The sequence below is a fragment of the Sporanaerobium hydrogeniformans genome (assembly GCF_002735925.1).
In the GTDB taxonomy this organism is placed as follows: domain Bacteria; phylum Bacillota; class Clostridia; order Lachnospirales; family Cellulosilyticaceae; genus Sporanaerobium; species Sporanaerobium hydrogeniformans.
Genome location: NZ_PEDL01000017.1, coordinates 47,147 through 68,207, shown reverse-complemented (window position 1 = coordinate 68,207; position 21,061 = coordinate 47,147). Strand labels below are relative to the sequence as shown.

At 36.0% G+C, this 21,061-nt stretch carries 16 protein-coding genes and 1 other annotated feature; of the genes, 8 read left to right on the top strand and 8 right to left on the bottom strand.

Annotated elements, in window-relative coordinates; translation table 11 throughout:
• Positions 1-179: 179 nt before the first annotated feature.
• From CS063_RS13695 to CS063_RS13685, 3 genes are all read right to left on the bottom strand, one after another.
• Positions 180-590: an adenine nucleotide alpha hydrolase family protein gene (locus CS063_RS13695; protein WP_099450265.1), complete on the bottom strand. Its 411-nt coding sequence runs from the start codon at positions 588-590 to the stop codon at positions 180-182.
• A gap of 89 nt (positions 591-679) precedes the next feature.
• The gene (locus CS063_RS13690) at positions 680-3,151 is read right to left on the bottom strand and encodes a glycogen/starch/alpha-glucan phosphorylase (RefSeq protein ID WP_099450264.1); all 2,472 of its coding nucleotides are present in this window, start codon (positions 3,149-3,151) and stop codon (positions 680-682) included.
• Positions 3,152-3,281: 130 nt separating this feature from the next.
• The gene (locus CS063_RS13685) at positions 3,282-4,574 is read right to left on the bottom strand and encodes a M18 family aminopeptidase (protein WP_099450263.1); all 1,293 of its coding nucleotides are present in this window, start codon (positions 4,572-4,574) and stop codon (positions 3,282-3,284) included.
• A gap of 157 nt (positions 4,575-4,731) precedes the next feature.
• Here CS063_RS13685 and CS063_RS13680 point away from each other — a divergent pair, with 157 nt between their 5' ends.
• Positions 4,732-6,849, top strand: coding sequence for a heavy metal translocating P-type ATPase (locus tag CS063_RS13680; protein WP_099450262.1), 2,118 nt, complete (start codon positions 4,732-4,734; stop codon positions 6,847-6,849).
• A 95-nt stretch (positions 6,850-6,944) separates the two neighbouring features.
• Here the strand turns inward: CS063_RS13680 and CS063_RS13675 are convergent, their stop codons facing one another.
• Positions 6,945-7,679, bottom strand: a complete 735-nt coding sequence (locus CS063_RS13675; RefSeq protein ID WP_099450261.1) for a hypothetical protein — start codon at positions 7,677-7,679, stop codon at positions 6,945-6,947.
• Between the two features lie 150 nt (positions 7,680-7,829).
• Here CS063_RS13675 and CS063_RS17690 point away from each other — a divergent pair, with 150 nt between their 5' ends.
• Both CS063_RS17690 and CS063_RS13670 read left to right on the top strand, forming a co-directional pair.
• Entirely contained in the window at positions 7,830-7,985 is a 156-nt protein-coding gene (locus tag CS063_RS17690) for a hypothetical protein (protein ID WP_180270799.1), read from the top strand.
• A gap of 303 nt (positions 7,986-8,288) precedes the next feature.
• A complete protein-coding gene (locus CS063_RS13670) occupies positions 8,289-9,221 on the top strand; it encodes a magnesium transporter CorA family protein (RefSeq protein ID WP_099450260.1) in 933 nt (310 codons plus the stop codon).
• A gap of 103 nt (positions 9,222-9,324) precedes the next feature.
• Here the strand turns inward: CS063_RS13670 and CS063_RS13665 are convergent, their stop codons facing one another.
• From CS063_RS13665 to CS063_RS13655, 3 genes are all read right to left on the bottom strand, one after another.
• Entirely contained in the window at positions 9,325-9,606 is a 282-nt protein-coding gene (locus CS063_RS13665; protein WP_099450259.1) for a hypothetical protein, read from the bottom strand.
• A gap of 114 nt (positions 9,607-9,720) precedes the next feature.
• Complete coding sequence (gene ileS / locus CS063_RS13660; protein WP_099450258.1) at positions 9,721-12,852, bottom strand: isoleucine--tRNA ligase; 3,132 nt, start codon at positions 12,850-12,852, stop codon at positions 9,721-9,723.
• Between the two features lie 79 nt (positions 12,853-12,931).
• Positions 12,932-13,178: a binding site (T-box leader), on the bottom strand.
• Between the two features lie 61 nt (positions 13,179-13,239).
• Complete coding sequence (locus CS063_RS13655) at positions 13,240-14,172, bottom strand: DMT family transporter (protein WP_143452469.1); 933 nt, start codon at positions 14,170-14,172, stop codon at positions 13,240-13,242.
• Between the two features lie 161 nt (positions 14,173-14,333).
• On the opposite strand from CS063_RS13655, the gene CS063_RS13650 reads away from it, so the two are divergent.
• From CS063_RS13650 to CS063_RS13640, 3 genes are read left to right on the top strand one after another with little or no spacing between them, the layout of a single operon-like run.
• Positions 14,334-15,788, top strand: coding sequence for a nicotinate phosphoribosyltransferase (locus tag CS063_RS13650; protein WP_099450256.1), 1,455 nt, complete (start codon positions 14,334-14,336; stop codon positions 15,786-15,788).
• Between the two features lie 11 nt (positions 15,789-15,799).
• Positions 15,800-16,528 (top strand): lysophospholipid acyltransferase family protein, encoded by a 729-nt coding sequence (locus CS063_RS13645; protein WP_099450255.1) that lies wholly within the window; start codon positions 15,800-15,802, stop codon positions 16,526-16,528.
• Between the two features lie 26 nt (positions 16,529-16,554).
• On the top strand, positions 16,555-17,958 hold the full coding sequence (locus CS063_RS13640) for a DUF342 domain-containing protein (protein ID WP_099450254.1): 1,404 nt from the start codon (positions 16,555-16,557) through the stop codon (positions 17,956-17,958).
• Positions 17,959-18,006: 48 nt separating this feature from the next.
• Here the strand turns inward: CS063_RS13640 and cls are convergent, their stop codons facing one another.
• On the bottom strand, positions 18,007-19,464 hold the full coding sequence (cls, locus tag CS063_RS13635) for a cardiolipin synthase (protein ID WP_308415516.1): 1,458 nt from the start codon (positions 19,462-19,464) through the stop codon (positions 18,007-18,009).
• Positions 19,465-19,601: 137 nt separating this feature from the next.
• On the opposite strand from cls, the gene CS063_RS13630 reads away from it, so the two are divergent.
• Positions 19,602-20,054: a hypothetical protein gene (locus CS063_RS13630; RefSeq protein ID WP_099450253.1), complete on the top strand. Its 453-nt coding sequence runs from the start codon at positions 19,602-19,604 to the stop codon at positions 20,052-20,054.
• A gap of 130 nt (positions 20,055-20,184) precedes the next feature.
• Positions 20,185-21,045 (top strand): YihY/virulence factor BrkB family protein, encoded by an 861-nt coding sequence (locus tag CS063_RS13625; protein ID WP_099450252.1) that lies wholly within the window; start codon positions 20,185-20,187, stop codon positions 21,043-21,045.
• Positions 21,046-21,061: the final 16 nt, after the last annotated feature.

The following is a 21,061-nucleotide window of genomic DNA, read 5'->3' as shown; positions in this document are numbered from 1 at the left end:
CCATACTTATTTGCTAAAAACCGTTTTCCTCCTTCGCCATTCATGTATGCATTTACAATTTTTTTCTTGAATTCATAATCATATTTTGCCATAAAAAAACGACCTCCAATTGTTAGATTTTCAGGTCTAACTTTTGGGGGTCGGTTCAGAACTAGACTCTTTTATTATATCACAAATTGTTAAATAGTAGCATTTAATGTAATCTCTTCACGAGCCAGTACAGTGATGTGTACATGAGGTAAACTTTCAAGAACTTTTTCATAGACACCAAGAGAAGTGGTTTCCGTATGAAGGTGAGGTACTTCTCCTAGGACAAGCTGCGTAATATGATTTTCTTTAATAAAATTTATAATTGTATCAATAATGTGATGACTACATAAAAAGTGAACTTCTCCACCTAATTCCGAGCCATACCCAAATAAATCTTGTAGTAAATTGCTACTTTCAGGATTATCAAAAATAGTTTCACCTTTTCGTATATGTAATATATGAAGAGGTGCGTCTACCGATTGAGCCACACGAGCTCCTTCGGAAATAAGACGACGGCTATTTTCTTGTATAGTAATACAAACAAGCACATTTTCTTCCATTGCTTTCCCTCCTTATTGGGACGTTTACTTTTTTAGTATAACATATAATGCCCTCAGAAATAAGAAGAAAAGATGAAAATACAGTTAATTTAATAGGATTTTTTATTCATTTTTAATGATTCTAGCCCCCATATCTCAGAGCTATATTGTTTAATGGTCCTATCGGAACTGAACTTACCAGAGCAGGCTGTATTAATAATAGCTTTTTGGATCCAACCCTCTTTATCTAAGTAAGCCTTATCTACAAGCTTTTGAGCAGCATGGTAAGGTCTTAAATCTTTTAGGATGAAATAAGGGTCAGAGAGATTATCACCTGCACGATTGATAAGAGATTCATAAATTTCTACAAATAAATCAGGTGAGTCAGGTGAAAGTGTACCATTAATGAGAGATTTAAGGGTACGGTTAATCTCACTATCATTGTGATAAATATCCCAGGGACTATAGTTACCAGATTTATAAAGCTCAAGTACTTCTTGGCAGGTAAGACCAAATATAAAGATATTCTCTGGACCTACTTCTTCATAGATTTCGATATTAGCCCCATCTAATGTACCTACTGTGAGAGCCCCATTTAACATAAATTTCATATTACTTGTGCCAGAAGCTTCTTTACTTGCTGTAGAAATTTGTTCACTGACATTGGCAGCAGGAATGATGATTTCAGCATTGGATACATTATAGTTTTCAATGAATACAACAGTTAGGTATTTCCTTACCAAAGGGTCATTATTTACCTTATCCGCAACAGCATTAATGAGCTTAATAATGAGTTTAGCCTTACGGTAGCCAGGAGCAGCTTTGGCTCCAAAAATAAAGGTTCTTGGAACGAAGTTACCATTTGGATTGTCTTTAATTTCATTATAAAGCATTAAAATATGAAGGACATTCATAAGTTGACGTTTGTACTCATGGAGACGTTTAACCTGTACGTCATAGATAGAGTGGGGATTGAGAACGATACCATTATGCTCTTTAACATACTGTGCAAGACGTACTTTATTATGGAATTTAATATCATCAAACTCTTTCATAAAACTCTTATCATGAGCATAAGGTAGCAGCTTCTTAAGCTCCATAAGGTCTGTATACCATTTATCTCCAATAGTATGAGTGATTAAAGCCGCCAGTTCTGGATTAGCATGACCTAACCAACGTCTTTGTGTAATACCGTTTGTTTTATTATTGAATTTTTGAGGATACACATTATAGAAATTTTTCAGAACATCTTTTTTTAAGATTTCAGTATGGATAGCTGCTACGCCGTTAACGGAGAAGCTTCCTACGATGGCTAAGTATGCCATTTTGATTTGGCCATCAGAAATAATACTCATATTGTGAATAATATTTTCAGAAAGATGATGTTCCTCACGAAGGCTGATACAAAAACGTCTATTGATTTCTTCGATGATTTGATAAATACGAGGAAGTAGCTTGCTAAACAGGTCTATAGGCCAAGATTCAAGGGCTTCAATCATAATTGTATGATTCGTATAGGCACACGTCCGCGTCGTAATATCAAAGGCTTCATCCCATTCGAGTTGCTCTTCATCTAAGAGGATACGCATCAGTTCAGCTACTGCTACAGCAGGATGCGTGTCATTCATTTGAAAGACAACCTTTTCTGGTAACAGATAAAGGCTACTATGAGATTTTTTGAACTTGGCAATGGCTTGCTGAAGAGTAGCGGAGACAAAGAAGTATTGTTGTTTAAGACGTAATTCTTTACCTTGATAGTGGTTATCATTAGGATAAAGCACCTCAACTAAGGTTTTAGCAAGAGTTTGTTGCTCAACTGCCTTTTGATAAGCACCTTGATCGAAAAAGCGAAGGATAAATTTATCAGGCGCTTCTGCATCCCATAATCGAAGGGCATTTATGAAACCATTTTTATAACCCACAATAGGCATATCATAAGGGATGGCTAAGACAGATTCATAGTCTTGCTGAACAAAATGGATTTTCCCACGTTCATCTACAAAAGAGGAAACAGTTCCACCAAATTTAATTTCACGGGCATTATCTGTGCGTTTCACTTCCCATGGATTACCATTTTTAAGCCAATCATCAGGGTATTCTACTTGATAACCGTCTTCTATTTTTTGTTTAAAGATACCATAATTGTACCGAATACCACAGCCGTAAGCTGGATAGGACAAAGTAGAAAGAGAATCCATAAAGCAGGCAGCTAAACGACCAAGCCCACCATTTCCAAGGCCTGCATCAGGTTCTTGCTCTTCGATAGCAGCTAAATTAATTTTGATATTCAGTTCATCAAGAACCTCCTGAACCTCCTCCATAATGCCCATATTGACAAGGTTATTACCTAGGGCGCGACCGATTAGGAATTCCATAGATAAGTAATAGAGTGTTTTAGGAGTTTTTTGATTGTAAGCTCTTTGCGTTGCAATCCAGTGGTCAGTAATGATATCTCTTACAGCAAAAGCTACTGCTTGATAGAGCTCTTGAAGCGAGCAATCCTCTAAAGTTTTACGAGAAAAGTTTCTAACATGGTCGAGTATTTCTTCTTTGAATTTACTTTTATTAAATGAATAAGACATAGGATACCTCCCTGTAGAAATGATTAAAAAATTCTAAAATTATAACAATTAAAATTATTATACAATAAAAAAATAACAATTCAAAATTTAAAAGTATTATTTTTCTAAAAAGGAGGATATCCCTTTTGTATTAATTGAGATTATAGAAAGCTAAAAGTGCGTGATAGGTATGCAGCACATCCATAGAAGCCATGAGTTCTCGTGCAGAATGCATAGCTAGCATAGGGGTACCAATATCTACAGAACGTATACCTAGGTGGGAAGTCGCTACGGGACCGATGGTAGAACCTCCTTTTTCGTCTGAACGATTGACAAAGATTTGATAAGGGATAGCATGGTCTTTACAAAGTGCCATAAAGCTACTTGCAGAATCACTATCTGTTGTATAGCTAAAGTTAGCATTTACTTTAATGGCGGGTCCTTTACCTGGTAATACGCGGTGAGTAGGATCACATTTTTCCGGGCTGTTTGGATGAGTAAGGTGTGCCACATCTGCAGAAATCATAAAGGATTTACTAAGAGCCATAAAGAGTTCTTCACGGCTTTTACCAAGAGCAAGCAAGATACGCTCGAGGGTTTGAATAAGAAGAGGAGAGTCAGCACCTTGTTTGGTACGGCTTCCTATTTCTTCATTATCAAAACAAGCAAAAAGTGAAATACCTGTTTGAGACTGACTAGTAAGTAAAGCTTGAAGTCCACTATAAACCATGGATAAATCATCAAGGCGACTCGAAGAGATGAATTCTTCATTTAAGCCAACCTTCATACCTTTTTCAAAAGGATAGAGGAAAAGCTCCATATCAAGGATCGTTTCCTTAGGAATATCAAGTGTTTTACTAACAAGTTCGAGGATTAAGTTTTCTTCTACTGGCTCATTGGTATAGGTTAAAAGAGGAAGGGTATCTTTTTGTTTGTTAAGAGTAACCCCATTATTGACCTCACGATTCATATGAATCGCTAAATTAGGGATGATTAAAAGGGGTTTATTTAAATCAACTAACCTAGTAACGGGGTGAAGTGGATGCTCTCCTTTAAGAGATACTCTCCCTGCAATAGAAAGGGGTCTATCAAGCCAAGTGTTTAAAATAGGACCACCATAGCTTTCTGTATTAAGTTTAATATATCCTTCTGTAGTGATTTGAGGCTCAGGTTTAATACGAAAACCAGGCACATCACCATGAGCACCTATGATTTTAAAGCCTTCTTCTTCAATTGTTAATGAATCCACGCGAAAAGCAATAAGAGAAGAGCCGTTACAAGTAGTATAATATTTACCTCCCTTTTGCAGCTTCCAGGGCATGGAAGGCTCTAAATATTTAAAAGCATTTTCTATTAAAGTTTCTTCTAATGTTTGAACAGTATGAAACATAGAAGGACTTTTATCGATAAATGTAATGAGTTCCTGTGTGAATTTTTCTAGCATAATAACCTCCTAAAGCTTAATTTCAATCTCTTTGATTATACACTTAAATAAAGTACTTTAACATAAAAAAGTATTGACAATTTTAAATGAGGTACATATGATATATATTATAACATATGAACATTCATTCATATGTATTAGGATGAGGAGGAGTCGTATGAGATATGAATATGAAATTCTTAATTTAAACTGTGCACACTGTGCTAACAAGATAGAGGAAAAACTAAGAGGATCCAATCAGTTTGAAGCAGTTACCTTAAATTTCATGTTAAAGAAGCTTACTTTAGAGGTAAGGCAGCAAGTGGATAAAGAAGAGCTTAGGGGTTATATCCAAGGGATTGTTGATGACATCGAGAGAGGTGTAGAGATTATCTATCCAAAAGGAAAACAGCAAGTAGCGTTAGAGCAGGATGACTCACAAGAGCACAGTCACTCTCCTATACATAGAGAGTTGATTTCACTCGTAGCAAGTATCTCGCTCCTTTTATTAGGAAGTGTTTTAAAGCAAGATATTTTTATGATAGTAGCGTATGGAGTTGTTGGATATGATGTTATTTGGCAAGCTATAAAAAACCTTTTAAAGGGACGTATGCTAGATGAAAACTTTTTAATGACTTTAGCTACAGTGGCAGCCTTTATAATCGGTGAATATCCAGAAGCAGTTGCGGTTATGATTTTTTATAAGATAGGTGAATACTTACAAGGTAGGGCTGTAGACTATTCTACTAGACAGATTGAAAAGGCGATGGATATTCGTCCTGATTTTGCACGAGTTATAAGAGAAAAAGTCCTTACCGTTCATCCTAAGGAAGTAAAGAGAGAGGAAATCATTGAAGTAAGGCCAGGAGAAAAGATACCACTAGATGGCATTGTTATTAAAGGAATGGGGACACTAGATACTTCTATGCTTACAGGAGAATCTTTGCCTGTTCAAGTAACAGTGGGGGATCAGGTATTAAGTGGTTCCATTAATCAAAATAGTCTACTTGAAGTAAGAGTAACAGAAGTCTTTGAAACAAGTACAGTATCTAAGATATTAGAACTTATTCAAAGTGCAAGTAGTAAAAAATCTCACTCCGAGCAATTCATTACGAAATTTGCAAAGTGGTATACGCCTCTTGTAGTGCTAGGGGCTTTACTTGTAGCAATTATTCCTTCTATTATAACAGGAGATATAGAGCATTGGGTCTATACAAGTATCGTATTTCTTGTTATCTCTTGTCCTTGTGCCTTAGTAGTATCTGTACCTCTGGGTTTTTTTGGAGGGATTGGGGCAGCATCTAAGCAAGGTGTGCTTGTAAAGGGAAGTAACTATTTAGAAGAGTTAAATGCTATTGATACCATTGTGTTAGATAAGACAGGGACCATTACCAAAGGAAGCTTTGATGTGACACATATTTTAGTAAAGGAAGGTAGTGAAGAAGAAATTTTACGATTAGCTGCACAGCTAGAGAGTCTTTCTAATCATCCTATTGCAAGGTCTATTGTTAAAGCTTATGGTAAAGAAAAACTTGAAGGGCTTAAAGTGAGCGATTATGAAGAAGTAAGTGGCCAAGGTTTAGTTGGTAAAGTAAAAGGAGAAAGTTTACTAGTAGGAAATGAAAAGCTTATGAAAGCTCATAACTTGTCTGTTATGGACACCAATGAATTAGGTTCAAGAGTCCATGTAGCAAAAAATGGACGTTATCTAGGTTGTATTATTGTAGCAGATCAAGTAAAAGAAGATAGCGAGAAGGCTATTAAAGCTTTAAAAGCAAGAGGCATTAAAAAAATTATTATGCTAACAGGGGACAGGAAGGAGTTTGCAGAATACATTGGTAAGCAAGTAGGCGTAGATAAGGTGTATGCAGGACTTTTACCACAAGATAAGGTAAGGCACTTAGAAAAGGAGCTTGAGGAAGGAAAGGTAGCCTTTGTAGGAGATGGTATAAATGATGCTCCGGTTTTAGCTAGAGCAGATATTGGGATTGCCATGGGAGGCGTTGGTTCAGATGCAGCTATTGAAGCAGCTGATGTGGTGCTTATGACAGATAGCCTTAGTTCTATAGGCGATGTACTAGATGTAGCTAAGAGAACCAGAAGGGTTGTAACGCAAAATATTATTTTTGCATTAGGCATTAAAGTGCTGATACTTCTGTTAGGGCTTATAGGTATTGCTAATATGTGGCTTGCAGTTTTTGCAGATGTAGGTGTTTCCCTTTTAGCAGTTATAAACTCAATGAGAATTTTAGGGAAGCATCAGGGATTTTTTATAGAGGCACTTAAAAAGCATTAAGAGGTAGTCCTGCCTAAAAGGCATAAAAAAGAGAGGTGGAACCTAAGAAGGGGGGATAGGTTCCACCTCTTTTGATGACTTTTTGAGAGGGTTACTTAGTTTTCAGGGGGTATCCAAGTAATGAGATCAAGATAATAGGACTGAATACTCTGGGCAGTTTCCATTTCTTTAGGAGGAATAGGAATACTAATTTGGTAAGAGGGAGTAGGTGTTACTTCTGGTGAACCATATAGGAATTGAAGTGAACATTCGTCACTGTAATCAATACGCACATCTCCAAGTAAATAGATAGATTTTTGTAAGCAAAACAATTCATCTAAGAAGCAAAAGCAATCCTCACCAAAAATGACTTCAGCAGGTTGGTTAAGTAAGGTATCGTAGTAGCGAGGCAAGAAAATAAATAGAGCAATACTTGCAAGTAAGCTTAAAGCAGATAGAGCAATGCTTAAAGGGATGGAATAGGCTTCATTGGTAAGATAGATGATAAAGGCAAAAGTAAATGCTAAAAAGAGAGTAAGAACAGTAGTATAGATCGCAGTTACTTTTTTCTCTTTAATGAGTTCATTAATGAGGGGAGAACTATGAGGTGCATAGTGCCAGTGACCAAGTATAGGAACAGTTCCATTTTTTAAACAACTCATTTTTATATATTTTTTATGATGACTTGTATAGGAAGAAATTCCAATAGTAATAAAGCAAATACCAAAAATGATAAGGACACTTTGGGCCTCAACAGTGAGATGAGGAAATAAAAGACATAGGATGCAAGCTATTAATCCAAGAAGTAAAACGACAAGTGAGAGGATGGAGTAATTGTATTCATTTTTCATGGCAGCCCTCCTTTTATGCTCATAAAAATAGTCTACTAATAGTATATGAGGTTAAGTCTAAAAATGTTACAAATGTAAAAAAATACAAGCATAAAAATTAAAAAGTGTGACAAAATAAATAAAAGATCTAATCAGAAGGTTGGTGAAAAAATGGCAAAAGCAGGGATGAAAAGACCTGATGTTAATGAACCTCATGGAACAGAAAGCAATTCAAAGGCACATTTTTCTAAAAATAGTGAGACACCTGTCCCAGAAATACAAGGTAAAGCAAAAACAGGTAAGGCAAAAGCAGGAAAAATTTATTAAAATACAAAAAGGTGGCACTTAGCCACCTTTTTGTATAAATAAAGTATAAAGTCAGTGTTAATTTGCTTGACATACATAATAGAATAAAATAGTATTAGAAAGGATAGATAAAATTGATAAAAAGTAAAGTAAAATATCATAATAAAAAGGAGTGTGTGACCATTAATGGACGTCGGACCGAGTTATAGGCGTAGCAGAATGAAATTGAATAAAATAATCTACACTCTAATTTATTGCTTTTGATAGCTTTATTTGTGTGCCATCCTTTGTGGTAAATTAGAGTAAGGGCAAAGGATGTGTAAAATGAAAAAGATTTATAAAACATTTGAAACGGGACTTAAACAAATAGATGTCTTTGAAGAGGGAGCATGGATTAACTTAATCAATCCTACCCCCCAAGAAATCAATGAAGTATCCTCAGTATTTAACATCGAAGTGAACCATATTTTATCTGCACTGGATGAGGAAGAACGTGCACGTATTGAAGTAGATGATAACTGTACAGTGATCATTGTGGACGTACCCATTAAAGAATCAGAAGAAGGTGCTGGGGAATATGCAACTATTCCTATGAGTATTATTGTGGGAGATAAATTTATTATTACAGCCTGTCTTAAAAATGTACAAATTTTAGAGGACTTTAGTTCAGGCAAAATCAAAGGGTTTTTTACCTTTAAGAAAACGCGTTTTATTTTACAACTCTTGTATAAAAATGCTTCTTCCTATTTACAGTACTTACGCTACATTGATCGTATGAGTCATAAGATTGAACAAGAGCTTCATAAATCTATGAAAAATAAAGAGCTTATCCAGCTTTTAGATCTAGAGAAGAGTTTGGTTTATTTTACAACCTCACTTCGTGCTAATGAAATTGTACTGGAAAAGATGATGCGCATGGAAGCTATTAAACAGTACCCAGAAGATGAAGATTTACTAGAAGACGTTATTATCGAAAACAAACAGGCTATCGAGATGGCTAATATCTACAGCAACATATTAAGTGGGACAATGGATGCCTTTGCATCTGTTATTTCAAATAACTTAAATATTGTAATGAAGACACTTACATCTATTACGATTGTCCTTTCTATACCTACTATGATTGCTAGCTTATGGGGGATGAACGTAGATGTTCCGCTTCAAAACAACCCTATGGCCTTTCTCTATATCCTTATTATATCTATTGTATTAACCGCGATACTTACCATCTTTATGATGAAAAAGAAGTTATTCTAAAAACAAAGGGGCTAGTATATACTAGCCCTTTATAAATCTATCTGTAGGGGACGATTCTATATCGTCCCTTTTTATTAACCTCCTAATGCGCTAGAGTCCTACTCTAAGTAATAGGAAAGGTGATCTCTCTTTGACAGTTGGAGCAAAGGTAAAGAGCCTCAGAAGCTCTTACTTCTTGAAGCTCTAAGGTTCCTGAACAGAAGAGACAGGGCTTATGCGCTTTTAAACCATAAGGGAGCTCAGAAGTAGCTTTACTTGGCAGAGGAGTTTTGGCTGTCTTTGAAGGTTGTGGTTTATGAAATTCATCCATCCGTTCTTCTACAGGGGTACCTTCCTTTGTAGTTGCGACCTTTTGGAATTCATCCATACGTTGTTCGATTTTCATTATGAGCCTCCTTTAGAATGTTCTAAATTTTATTGTTATTATTTTACTAAAAAATAAAGAAGACTACAAGAAAAACCAACCATTTTTTAAGAGGGTTGGTTTTTTGTTTTTAAATTAAGCTTTTTGGACTGTGAAGGTAACAGCTTCGCCGTTAATCTTCCAATCTTTTGTATAGCCATCAAGAGTGCCTTCGGTTACACCATTAGCCAAAACTTCAGAAGCGATGTAAGCAGCATTTTTAGATAAAATGCGAGCAACCTTTTCGCTGCCTGTATAGGCGATATGGATGTGGTCTTGAACTTCGAAGTCAGCTTCTTTTCGCATAGTTTGAATTTTAGAGATGATTTCACGGACGAAACCTTCTTCAAGGAGTTCTTCTGTAAGGTTGGTATCGATAACAACTGTATAACCTTTATCAGCAGCAGCTACATAACCTTCTTTTTGAGCTGTACTAATGAGGAGGTCTTCTTTAGTAAGTTCGATTTCAGAACCTTCAATAGCTAGTTTAAGAATGCCTGTTTCATTAAGCTCAGCCATAGCAGCTGTTCCATCAAGCTCAGAAAGAGCAGTTCTAATGCTGTTTAGCATTTTACCGTATTTTGGTCCAAGCGTACGCATTTGTGGTTTGAAGCTATAAGAAATATAGTCAGCAGCTTCTGTAGTGAACTCTACATGCTTCACATTTAATTCTTCTGCTACAATTTCAATAAATGCTTGTGGGAGAACTTCTGTAGCACCTACATAAAGTGTACCGATTGGTTGGCGGTTTTTGATACCACTTTCATTACGGCAGCTACGTCCGAGTACTACGATTTCAAGGACTTCATTCATGTGTTTTTCGAGTTCTTTATTAATCATGGCTTCTTCACATACAGGGAAGTCACAGAGGTGAACACTTGTTGGAGCTTTTTCATCTACTGATTTAACAAGGTTTTGATAAATTTGCTCTGCCATAAATGGGGTAAAAGGTGCTGCAAGCTTAGCAAGTGTTACAAGGACTGTATGAAGTGTCTTGTAAGCATTAATCTTATCTTGTGGCATGTCACTTTGCCAGAAACGTTCACGTGAGCGGCGTACATACCAGTTAGATACGTCATCAATGAAGTCTTGCATATCACGAGCAGCTTCAAAGATACGGTAGTTTTCAAGGTCTTCATCTACTGATTTGACAAGAGTATGAAGTCTTGAAAGTATCCATTTATCCATCCTATTAAGAGTATCGTATTTAAGCTCGTACTTGGTTGGGTCGAATGCGTCAATATTGGCATAAAGCACATAGAAAGCATAGGTATTCCAGAAGGTACCCATAAATTTACGTTGTGATTCACTGACATTTTCACCAGCAAATCTACTTGGAAGCCATGGCGCAGAAGCTGAGTAGAAGTACCAACGTACGGCGTCAGCACCTTGTACATCAAGAACAGACCAAGGGTCTACTACGTTGCCTTTGTGCTTACTCATCTTCACACCGTCTTTGTCACCAACGTGACCAAGAACGATAACATTTTTGTAAGGAGCTTTATCAAAAATAAGTGTAGAAATAGCCATTAAAGTATAGAACCAACCACGTGTTTGGTCAACAGCTTCTGAGATAAAGTCAGCTGGGAAGTTTTCTTCAAATAGCTCTTTATTTTCAAATGGATAGTGAAGTTGTGCAAATGGCATGGAACCACTATCATACCAACAATCAATAACGTCACCTACTCTAGTCATCGCATTGTTACATTTTGGACAATTAAGATGCACATTATCAATGTAGGGTTTATGAAGCTCGATGTTATCTGGGCAGTCAGAACTCATTGCTTTAAGTTCTTCAATGCTTCCAATCATATGGCGATGACCACATTTACATTCCCAAATAGGTAGAGGTGTTCCCCAGTATCGTGAACGAGAAAGACCCCAGTCAATAACACCCTCAAGGAAGTTGCCAAAACGTCCTTCACCAATAGATGGGGGCATCCAGTTAACCGTATTATTATTGGCTACGAGCTTGTCACGTACCTTTGTCATTTCAATGAACCAAGTATCGCGGGCATAATAAAGAAGAGGGGTATCACATCTCCAACAGTGTGGGTAGCTATGGGTATGAGGAGTCGCCTTAAGAAGTGTACCTTGCATCTTTAGATAGTTAAGGATTTCTGGGTCTGCATTTTTTACAAAGACATCCTTAAGCTGAGGAAAGTCTGCTAGAAACTCTTCGGTGAAATAACCCTGTTCGTTAACAAGTTGCACGAATGGAAGATTATTTGTGCGTCCCACTCTTGCGTCATCTTCACCAAAAGCAGGGGCAATGTGTACGATACCTGTACCATCTGTAAGGGTTACATAGTTATCTGCTACTACAAAGAAGGCTTTTTTATCTATTTTTGCAGAAGTAAAGAGTGGCTCATATACCATACCACAAAGCTCTTTGCCTAAAAATTTAGAAGTTATTTCTACACCTTCTTGACCAAGCACAGAGGCTACTAAAGCTTCGGCTAAGATGTAAGTGTTACCTTCAAAGTTTACTCTCACATAGGTGTGCTCTGGGTTCACACAAAGAGCTACGTTAGATGGAAGTGTCCATGGAGTAGTTGTCCAAGCTAAAAGGTAAGTATTTTCTTCACCCACTACTTTGAAACGACAAGTTGCTGTTTGATCTTTAATGTCCTTATAGCCTTGAGCAACTTCGTGTGAAGAAAGGGAGGTGCCACAACGAGGGCAGTAAGGCACGATTTTATGACCTTTATAGATAAGATCCTTGTTCCAAATCTCTTTAAGTGACCACCATACGGATTCAATATAGTTATTATCATAAGTTACATAAGGGTTTTCCATGTCTACCCAATAACCTACACGGTCAGACATCTTTTCCCATTCATTTTGGTACTTCCAAACACTTTCCTTACATTTTTCAATGAAAGGTTCAATACCGTAATCCTCAATTTGTGGCTTACCACTAATGCCAAGAAGCTTCTCTACTTCAAGTTCTACTGGAAGACCGTGGGTATCCCAACCTGCTTTACGAAGCACTTTGTAGCCTTTCATCGTTTTATAACGTGGCATAATATCTTTCACTGTACGTGTTAAGATATGACCGATATGAGGTTTACCATTGGCTGTTGGAGGGCCGTCGTAAAAGGTAAATACAGGGCCACCTTCTCTTGCTTGAATTGATTCTTCAAATACATTGTGTTTTTTCCAAAACTCTAAGACTTCAAGTTCTCTGTCTACAAAGTTAAGGGCAGTGTCAACTTTTTTGTACATAGTCATCCTCCTAAATAGATTCTATAAATAAAATGGATAGTTTTGGATTTTAGAGCATTAAAAAAGCTCCTTCATCCATCAACAGGACGAAAGAACATCATAAAGTCATCTTCCGCGGTACCACCTGATTTGCCTTCTATAAGACCACTCGTTATACCTTTCCTTATGGTAACGGGAGGAAACCGTCAGAGCCTACACTCATCAAAGATCGAGGTTCGGTCTGCCACTCCAAGGTGATTTTTCCTATTTTCTATCGTATGGGCTTACACCAACCCCACTCGCTTCGCCGCTTCAAAAATAGTACTAGTCCTTTTCATTGTGTTTAAAATATATAAAAATCAATAGTAACATTATAAATTTAAAATGCAGGTTTGTAAAGGAGAAAAATCAACCTTTTTTACGGTTAACACTAATAATTCCTAAGGCTACAAGCAAAAGGGCAACGATATGAATAGGAAGAAGGTGCTCATTAGGAATAAGAAGGGCAGTAAGGATGGTTCCACTTACAGGTACAATAAATTTATAGAGTGCGATTTCACCCACCTTTCTGAATTGCAGGATAGAGTACCATAGACAAAAAGCTACGCTTGAGAGGAGTGCAAGATAAACTAAAAGAATAAGGCTAAAGGGGGTAAAGTGAAGCTCAGTAACCCTGCCACCCATCAAGTATCCTACTACAAAAAGAAGGATAGAGCCGATAAGCATTTGCCAAGTGGTATAAACGATAGAAGGGAGTTCCTTGCCAATACGTTTAGCAGTAAATAGAGCCAAGCTACCCACAAGTCCAGAAAATAGCATGAAGCCTTCACCTAATAGTTTGAAATGAAGCATCCCTTCTGTGCTCTTATCTAAGTTGATTAAAACGAGGCCAAGGAAACCTAAAGCAAGTCCGATAATTTTTTTAACATTCAGCTTGTCATCTTCATAAATAAAATGAGCTAAAATAACAGAGAAGAAAATGCCTACTTGTCCTAGAATGGAAGCTTTTATACCACTTGTATTGTTTACACCAATATTAAAAAAGAAGTATTGAAGAGTTGTGCTAAATAGGCCTAATGTGGCTACAAGGAGCCATTGCTTTTTAGTTAAGTGAAAGAGTGGGGCTTTGGTAAAAATTGCAAACAGAAAAAGGAATAATGCTGCAAGGATAAAGCGTAGGCTAATAAGGGTGATATTTCCACCTAAATCACTACTTTGGATATGCATTTGGGCATAGAGTATCTTAAGAACAGGGAAAGGTGTTCCCCATAATAAATTACAGAAAATAGCTATACATGTAGTTATAACAAGAATTTGGGATTGATTTTTATTTTTTAACACAAGAAACACCTCTTTAGTAATAAAATGCAGAATATAAAATTTCTATTTATCAATTTTTAGGATTTCACACCTAGTAATAGTGAATTATGTTATAATATATTAAACAGTATTACTATAATACAAAGTAGAGCTGACGTCAAAGTAAATAGGAGATACGCAAGATGAGTGAAAGAAACTTAACCTTATTAACTGATTTGTATCAACTTACCATGATGCAAGGTTATTATGAAAATGATGTAAATAATCACGAAGTAGTATTTGATCTTTTTTATAGAAATAATCCTTCTAAAAATGGCTACGCTATTTGTGCAGGTCTTGAGCAAGCTATAGAGTATATTGAAAATCTACATTTTAATGAGGAAGATATAACTTATTTAGAAAGTCTTAAATTATTTAATAGAAGTTTTTTAGATTATTTAGCAAACTTTAAATTTACGGGAGATATTGATGCGATAGAAGAAGGAACGGTTGTTTTTCCAGGTGAGCCACTTATGCGGGTTAAAGCACCTATCTTAGAAGCACAGTTTGTAGAAACAGCACTTCTTACAATTATTAATCATCAAAGTTTGATTGCGACTAAGGCAGCTCGTGTGGTAAGAGCTGCTGAAGGAGATGCTGTTTTAGAGTTTGGGCTTCGCAGAGCACAAGGACCAGATGCAGGTGTGTATGGTGCTAGGGCTGCCATTATAGGAGGCTGCACGGCAACTTCTAATGTGCTGACAGGTAAACTCTTTGATGTACCTATAGCAGGTACCCATGCACACAGCTGGGTAATGAGTTTTGAAGAAGAGATTGAAGCATTTAGAGCCTATGCTAAGTTATTCCCAGACAAATGTATTTTACTTGTGGACACCTACGATACTTTAGAGTCAGGTGTGCCTAATGCCATTAAAGTGTTTGATGAAATGAAAGCTGCAGGTATAAAATCTGCTTCTTATGGTATTCGCCTGGATAGTGGAGACCTTGCCTATCTTTCTAAAAGAGCAAGAATGATGCTAGATGAGGCAGGACATACGGATGCTATTATTAGTGCTTCTTGTGACTTAGATGAACTCTTAATTGCAGACCTTAAAAGACAGGGGGCTAAAATTAGCCTTTGGGGGGTAGGAACCAATATGATTACATCCTCAGACTGTCCGTCCTTTGGGGGCATTTATAAGCTAGCAGCTGAAATAAGTAAGGATGGTACAGTCATTCCTAAAATAAAGATATCGGATAATCCAGAAAAAGTAACAAATCCTGGTATTAAAAAGATTGTCAGAGTTTACGACAAGAAAACTTATAAGATGCTTGCAGATATTTTAGCATTAGAAGGAGAAGTTTTTAAAGAAGAAGAGCCTTTAACGTTATTAGAGACAAAAGCAAGATGGAAAAAAATGAAGCTTAAACCCCATACCTTTGTGCTTAGAGAGCTTTTAGTTCCTATTTATAGGCAAGGGAAAAAGGTTTATCAAAACAAAACAGTAAAAGAAATTAAGACCTATGCACACACAGAACTAGAAACATTGTGGGATGAGTACAAAAGGCTTATTAATCCTCAAATTATGCCAGTTGTATTATCCGATAAACTCTATGAATTAAGACAAAAAATGCTAGAAGACTATAAAAAGGACTAAGGGGGGGTTCTATGCTAAGAAGTGTTGGAGTAGTAAGTACCATGGTATGGCATCAGTTTAGAACCGTATTAAAGAGAAAAGAATATACCTATGGCAATGCTAAGCATGAAGCATATGGGAGTAGACAAGAGATTTTTAAGATGGCTAAAGCAATGAGTAAAGATATGCTTAAAGCGGCTGGAACAAGGCTAGAGGTAAAGGGGGAAGAGAATTTACCAGAGAGTGGTCCAGTTTTATATGTAGCTAATCATAAAAGTGTATTTGATATTGTCATTTTAATGAGCATTCTTAAAGAACCAGGTATATTTATTGGTAAAAAGGAAGTTTCAAAAATGCCTCTTGTTGGAAAATGGTTTGAGGACATGGGAAGTATCTATATAGATAGAGAAGACCCTAGGCAATCTTTAAAAGCCATTTTAAAAGGCATAGAAGAGCTCAAAAAAGGTCAATCGGTCATTATCTTTCCAGAGGGAACTAGAACCTATGCGCCTGAAATGAAAGATTTTAAAGAAGGAAGCTTTAAATTAGCAACTAAAACAAATGTTCCCATTATCCCTATTGCTCTTCAAGATACCTATAAAATATTAGAAGCGAGTAAAAGTATTAAACAAACAACTGCTTATATGAATATAGGCAAACCTATTTATATAGACCAATTAAAAGAAGAAGAGAGACGAAATTTACCGCATTATGTACACGCTATTGTTGTAGAACTTTTAAATGAAATAACTGTGCTATAAAAATAGAATGGGGGAGGAAGAGGATTATGGGAAATTTACGAGAAGAGCTTCAAGTAGTCAATGAAACTGTAGTATTAGAAATATCTAGGGATAGAATGTTAGGAGTTATTGAATTTCAAGAACCTCTCAATGGGGGAAAAGTCTTATCTGTTCATGATATTAAGAAGGAACTGCAAAAAAAAGGTATTGTAAGTGGCATTCTAGAAGATGTTATAGCAGAGTTAGTAAAGAGTAAGAAATATCGCTATAAGTATATTATTGCAAAAGGTGAGCAAGCAGAAGACGGTAAAGATGGTGTGTTAAAATTGAATTTTGACAAAGAAGAAATCAAGCATCTTAGACCAAAGGAAAAGGAAGATGGAACAGTAGACTTTAGAGAGTTAAGTGCTGTTAGAAATGTTAAGACGGGAGACTTATTAGCGACCAAAACAATGGCTACCATGGGCAAAAATGGTTTTAATGTACTAGGGCAGACTATTAAAGCAAAAAAGGGTAAAGAAGCCAGATTACCAAAAGGGAAAAATACGCATGCTTCAGAAGATGGACTAAGCTTATATGCTTCTGTAGATGGTAAGCTTGAATACGATGGACATAATGTTTATGTCAATACAGTTTACACTTTGAATGGGGATTTAGATAGTGGTACTGGAAATATTGACTTTTTAGGAAATGTCATTATTACTGGCAGTGTAAAGTCTGGTTTTACTATTAAAGCAGTAGGTTCTGTGGAGGTAAAAGGTTCTGTAGAGGAGGCCACCATTATGGCGGGTGGCGATATCTTTTTAAGCTATGGTATTCAAGGTGGCAATAAAGGGAAGCTTGTTGCAGGTGGCAATATTATTGCTAAGTTTATACAAAATACAACTGTAGAAGCAGGTGGAGACGTTATTACAGAAGCTATTATGCATTCTAACGTGTCTGCAGGAAATATGATAAAAGTAGAGAGTGGTAAAGGACTCATAGTAGGTGGAAGTGTTTCAGCTACCTCCCTTATTCTAGCAAGAAATATTGGATCACCTATGGGCACAGTAACCTGTGTACAGATTGGAGTGCCTCCTAGTACATATGAAAAATTCAAGGCACTTGAAAAGCAAATAGCTGAGGAAAATTCTAATCTTCGAAAAATTGAAAAGAGTATACAGTTCCTTTGCCTTAAATCACAAGCTAGCTTAGACCCACAAAAACAGGCTATGCTAAGGAAATTATTGGATGCACAAGGACCACTTAAAGAAACAGTTGAAGCTTTACAACATGAATACAGAGAACTTGCTAATACTTTAAGAGATGTACAAGATGGTATGATTAAAATCAGTGATACCATTCATCCAGGGGTGAAGGTAACAATAGGAAGTACGATTAAATATATAGATGATAGTCAGGTACATTGCACCATTCGAAGGACAGAGGGAGAAATTGTTATTGGTTCCTAAAAAAGTAGGCGTATTGAGTAAGATACGCCTACTTTTTTTAGATCAAGGTTATAGGATAGGTGAAAGGAGCCTGGAGATAGATTCTTTGAAATGAACAAGGGCGGGACGCTGGCTATAAAGCTTAGGAGTAATTTCTTTGCAATCTTTTAAATCTTCTAAGAAAACATTGGTAAGTTCGTTAGCTGTTTCAAAGTCATAGATAAAGGCATTGATTTCAAAGTTCAGTTTAAAGCTACGCACATCAAAATTAGCTGTTCCTACAGAGGCAATGGTATTATCTACTATAATTGTTTTGGCGTGGAGAAAACCTTTTTCATAAGTATAACAACGTACCCCACAGCTTAGAACTTCACCAATATGAGCATAGGTAGCCCAGTAAACAATCATGTGATCAGGTTTATTAGGAATCATTATACGTACATCAATGCCTGAAAGGGCAGCTAATTTAAGTGCTGTAAGAACAGCTTCATCAGGTATGAAATAAGGGGTCTGAATAAAAACAGACTTTTTAGCAGCATGAATCATTTGAATATAACCATTTCTGACGCTAGAGTACCTAGAGTCAGGACCACTTGATACAATCTGTATCCCTACAGTACCTTGCTGCCTATGGGTATCAAGAGGGATGTAATGATCTAGGGCAAGATTTTCATTAATGGCAAAACGACGATCTAATAAAAATTGTAAATTAATAAAGCGTACACTACTGCCTGTTATTTTAAGATGCGTATCACGCCAATAACCTAATTTTTTATTAAGTCCCAGGTATTCATCACCTATATTAAAACCACCTAAATAGGCAAGAGAACCATCAATAACACATATTTTACGATGATTACGATAATTAACTCGTAGTTTGATAAAAGGAATAAGAGAGGGGAAAAAGCAAGCTACTTTAATACCAGCTTGGCGTAACTCATAAAAATATTTTTTAGGAGTAGTTAAACACCCCATATCGTCATATAAAATGAAAATTTCAATGCCTTCTTGGGCTTTACTAATGAGTAAGCGTTTAAATTCTTGACCAAGATGATCGTCACGGATAATGTAAGATTCAATATGAATGTATTTTTTAGCATTTTTGATGTTTTCAAAAAAATCTTCAAATAAAATTTTTCCATCTGTGAGGATTTTAATCGTATTATCTTCCGTATAAATAGCTTCATGAGCAGAGAGATTGAGCCTAATTAAGCTTTCATAATGATGTATAAGGGGATTATCATAGGCTTCCAGATAATGCAAAAGCGAGCTGTTTTGACGTTCCATTAAAGCAGAAAAGCGATCTTTTTCTTCTTTTATGCTAAAGGTTTTACGCTTGCGAAGATCTTGACCAAAAAAAAGATAAAGGATAAAGCCAAATAGAGGAATAAAAAGCATAATCATAATCCAAGCCCAGGTTGTGGTAGGGGGTTTCCTAGAAAAGAAAATAAAAGAAAGTGCAATAAGTATGTTAATGTATAGAAAAATATTAAGCCACGTATATTTCAAAGAGAGCATATGTAGCATTTTACACCACCTTAAAAGAGTATCTTTCACTTAGTATTATATTATATAAGAAAAATTATTAACACATTGTCTTATAACTTTGGGTATGCTATACTTATCTAAGTTGAGTGCATGACACTTTAAGGAGGGTAAAATCAGTGAATTGGACAATATTTTGGATTGTGCTAGCAGTAATTGCTGCCATATTAGTAGGTCTCTATTTTTGGGGAAGAAAATTACAAGCTAAGTACGACAGTCAGCAAGAGCTTATTAACCAAAATAAACAAGCGGCAACTCTATTTGTTATAGATAAGAAGAAAGACAAAGTAGATAATCTAAAGCTTCCTAAGCAAGTGAAGGACAGCCTTCCTAAGCTTTATAGAAAGCGTAAGATGCCAGTTGTTATTGCCAAAATCGGGCCACAAATCCAAACACTTATGTGTGATGAACGTATTTACAACAGTATTCCTACTAAAAAGCAAATTAAAGTAGAACTTGCTGGAATACTTATTGTAAATGTCCTTTCAGGAAAATTGCCAGAAGCAAAGAAAAAAGGGATATTTGCTAAAGCAAAGGATAAAGTAACTTCAATGACAGCTAGTAAAAAATAAAGCTTGTATACCTAAGGTATACAAGCTTTATTTTTCGTGAAAAGGAATCAGTGATTTTTTTCATTAAAGTATGTCTATGTAAAAAAGAGGGAGAATATAAAATAAGGTAGAGTAAAAGAAGGGAGAGCCTATGATTAATAAATTAGGGTTATTTACCAAAAGACTTTGGAAAAGATATTCATCACATAATATAGCAGCTACAAGTGCTCAGATTGCCTATTATTGGATATTAGCATTTTTTCCGTTTTTAATTTTTATACTCACATTGCTAAGTTATACACAAATACCTACGGAGTTATTTCTAAGTAACCTATCAAAGGTCGTTCCAGCTTCTTTAGTACCTTTTATTGAAAATACAGTAGAGCGCTTTATAAGCTATAGAAGTACGACTCTTTTATCTGTAGGTGTGCTTATTTCTTTGTGGTCAGGAGGAACAGCAGTTAATGCCATGATTAGAGGGATTCATTTAGCCTATAATTCTAAATACGTAAGGCCTTTTTGGTTAGCACGTTTAAGTGGCGTTGTTTATACTATCATGTTAGCTTTACTAATCATTGTGATGATGGTGGGGATGGTATTTGGAGACCGTGTGGGAAGGTATATTATTCGTGGCTTAGATATAAACACAGGTATTTTTATGCCTCTTTGGAATTTAGGAAGGTTGATCATGACTCCTATAGCACTTTTGGTTGTCCTTTATATTATCTATACCTTTGTTCCTCGTAAGTATACAAAATATAAAAATGTGTGGCCAGGTACGTTAGTTGCAGCTTTAGGTTGGTATGTATTCACGCTATTTTTCTCGGTTTATATAGATAATTATAGTAAATATAATCAACTTTATGGTAGTATAGGAAGTATATTTATACTTCTGATTTGGCTATATGCTAGTTGTATGCTCTTACTGATAGGAGCAGAAGTCAATGCTCTTTATCAGGAAATCAAGTTAGGAAAAAGTGCAAGAAGGTTTATTGTATTAAAGGAAGAATAATCTAAGGTATAAAGGT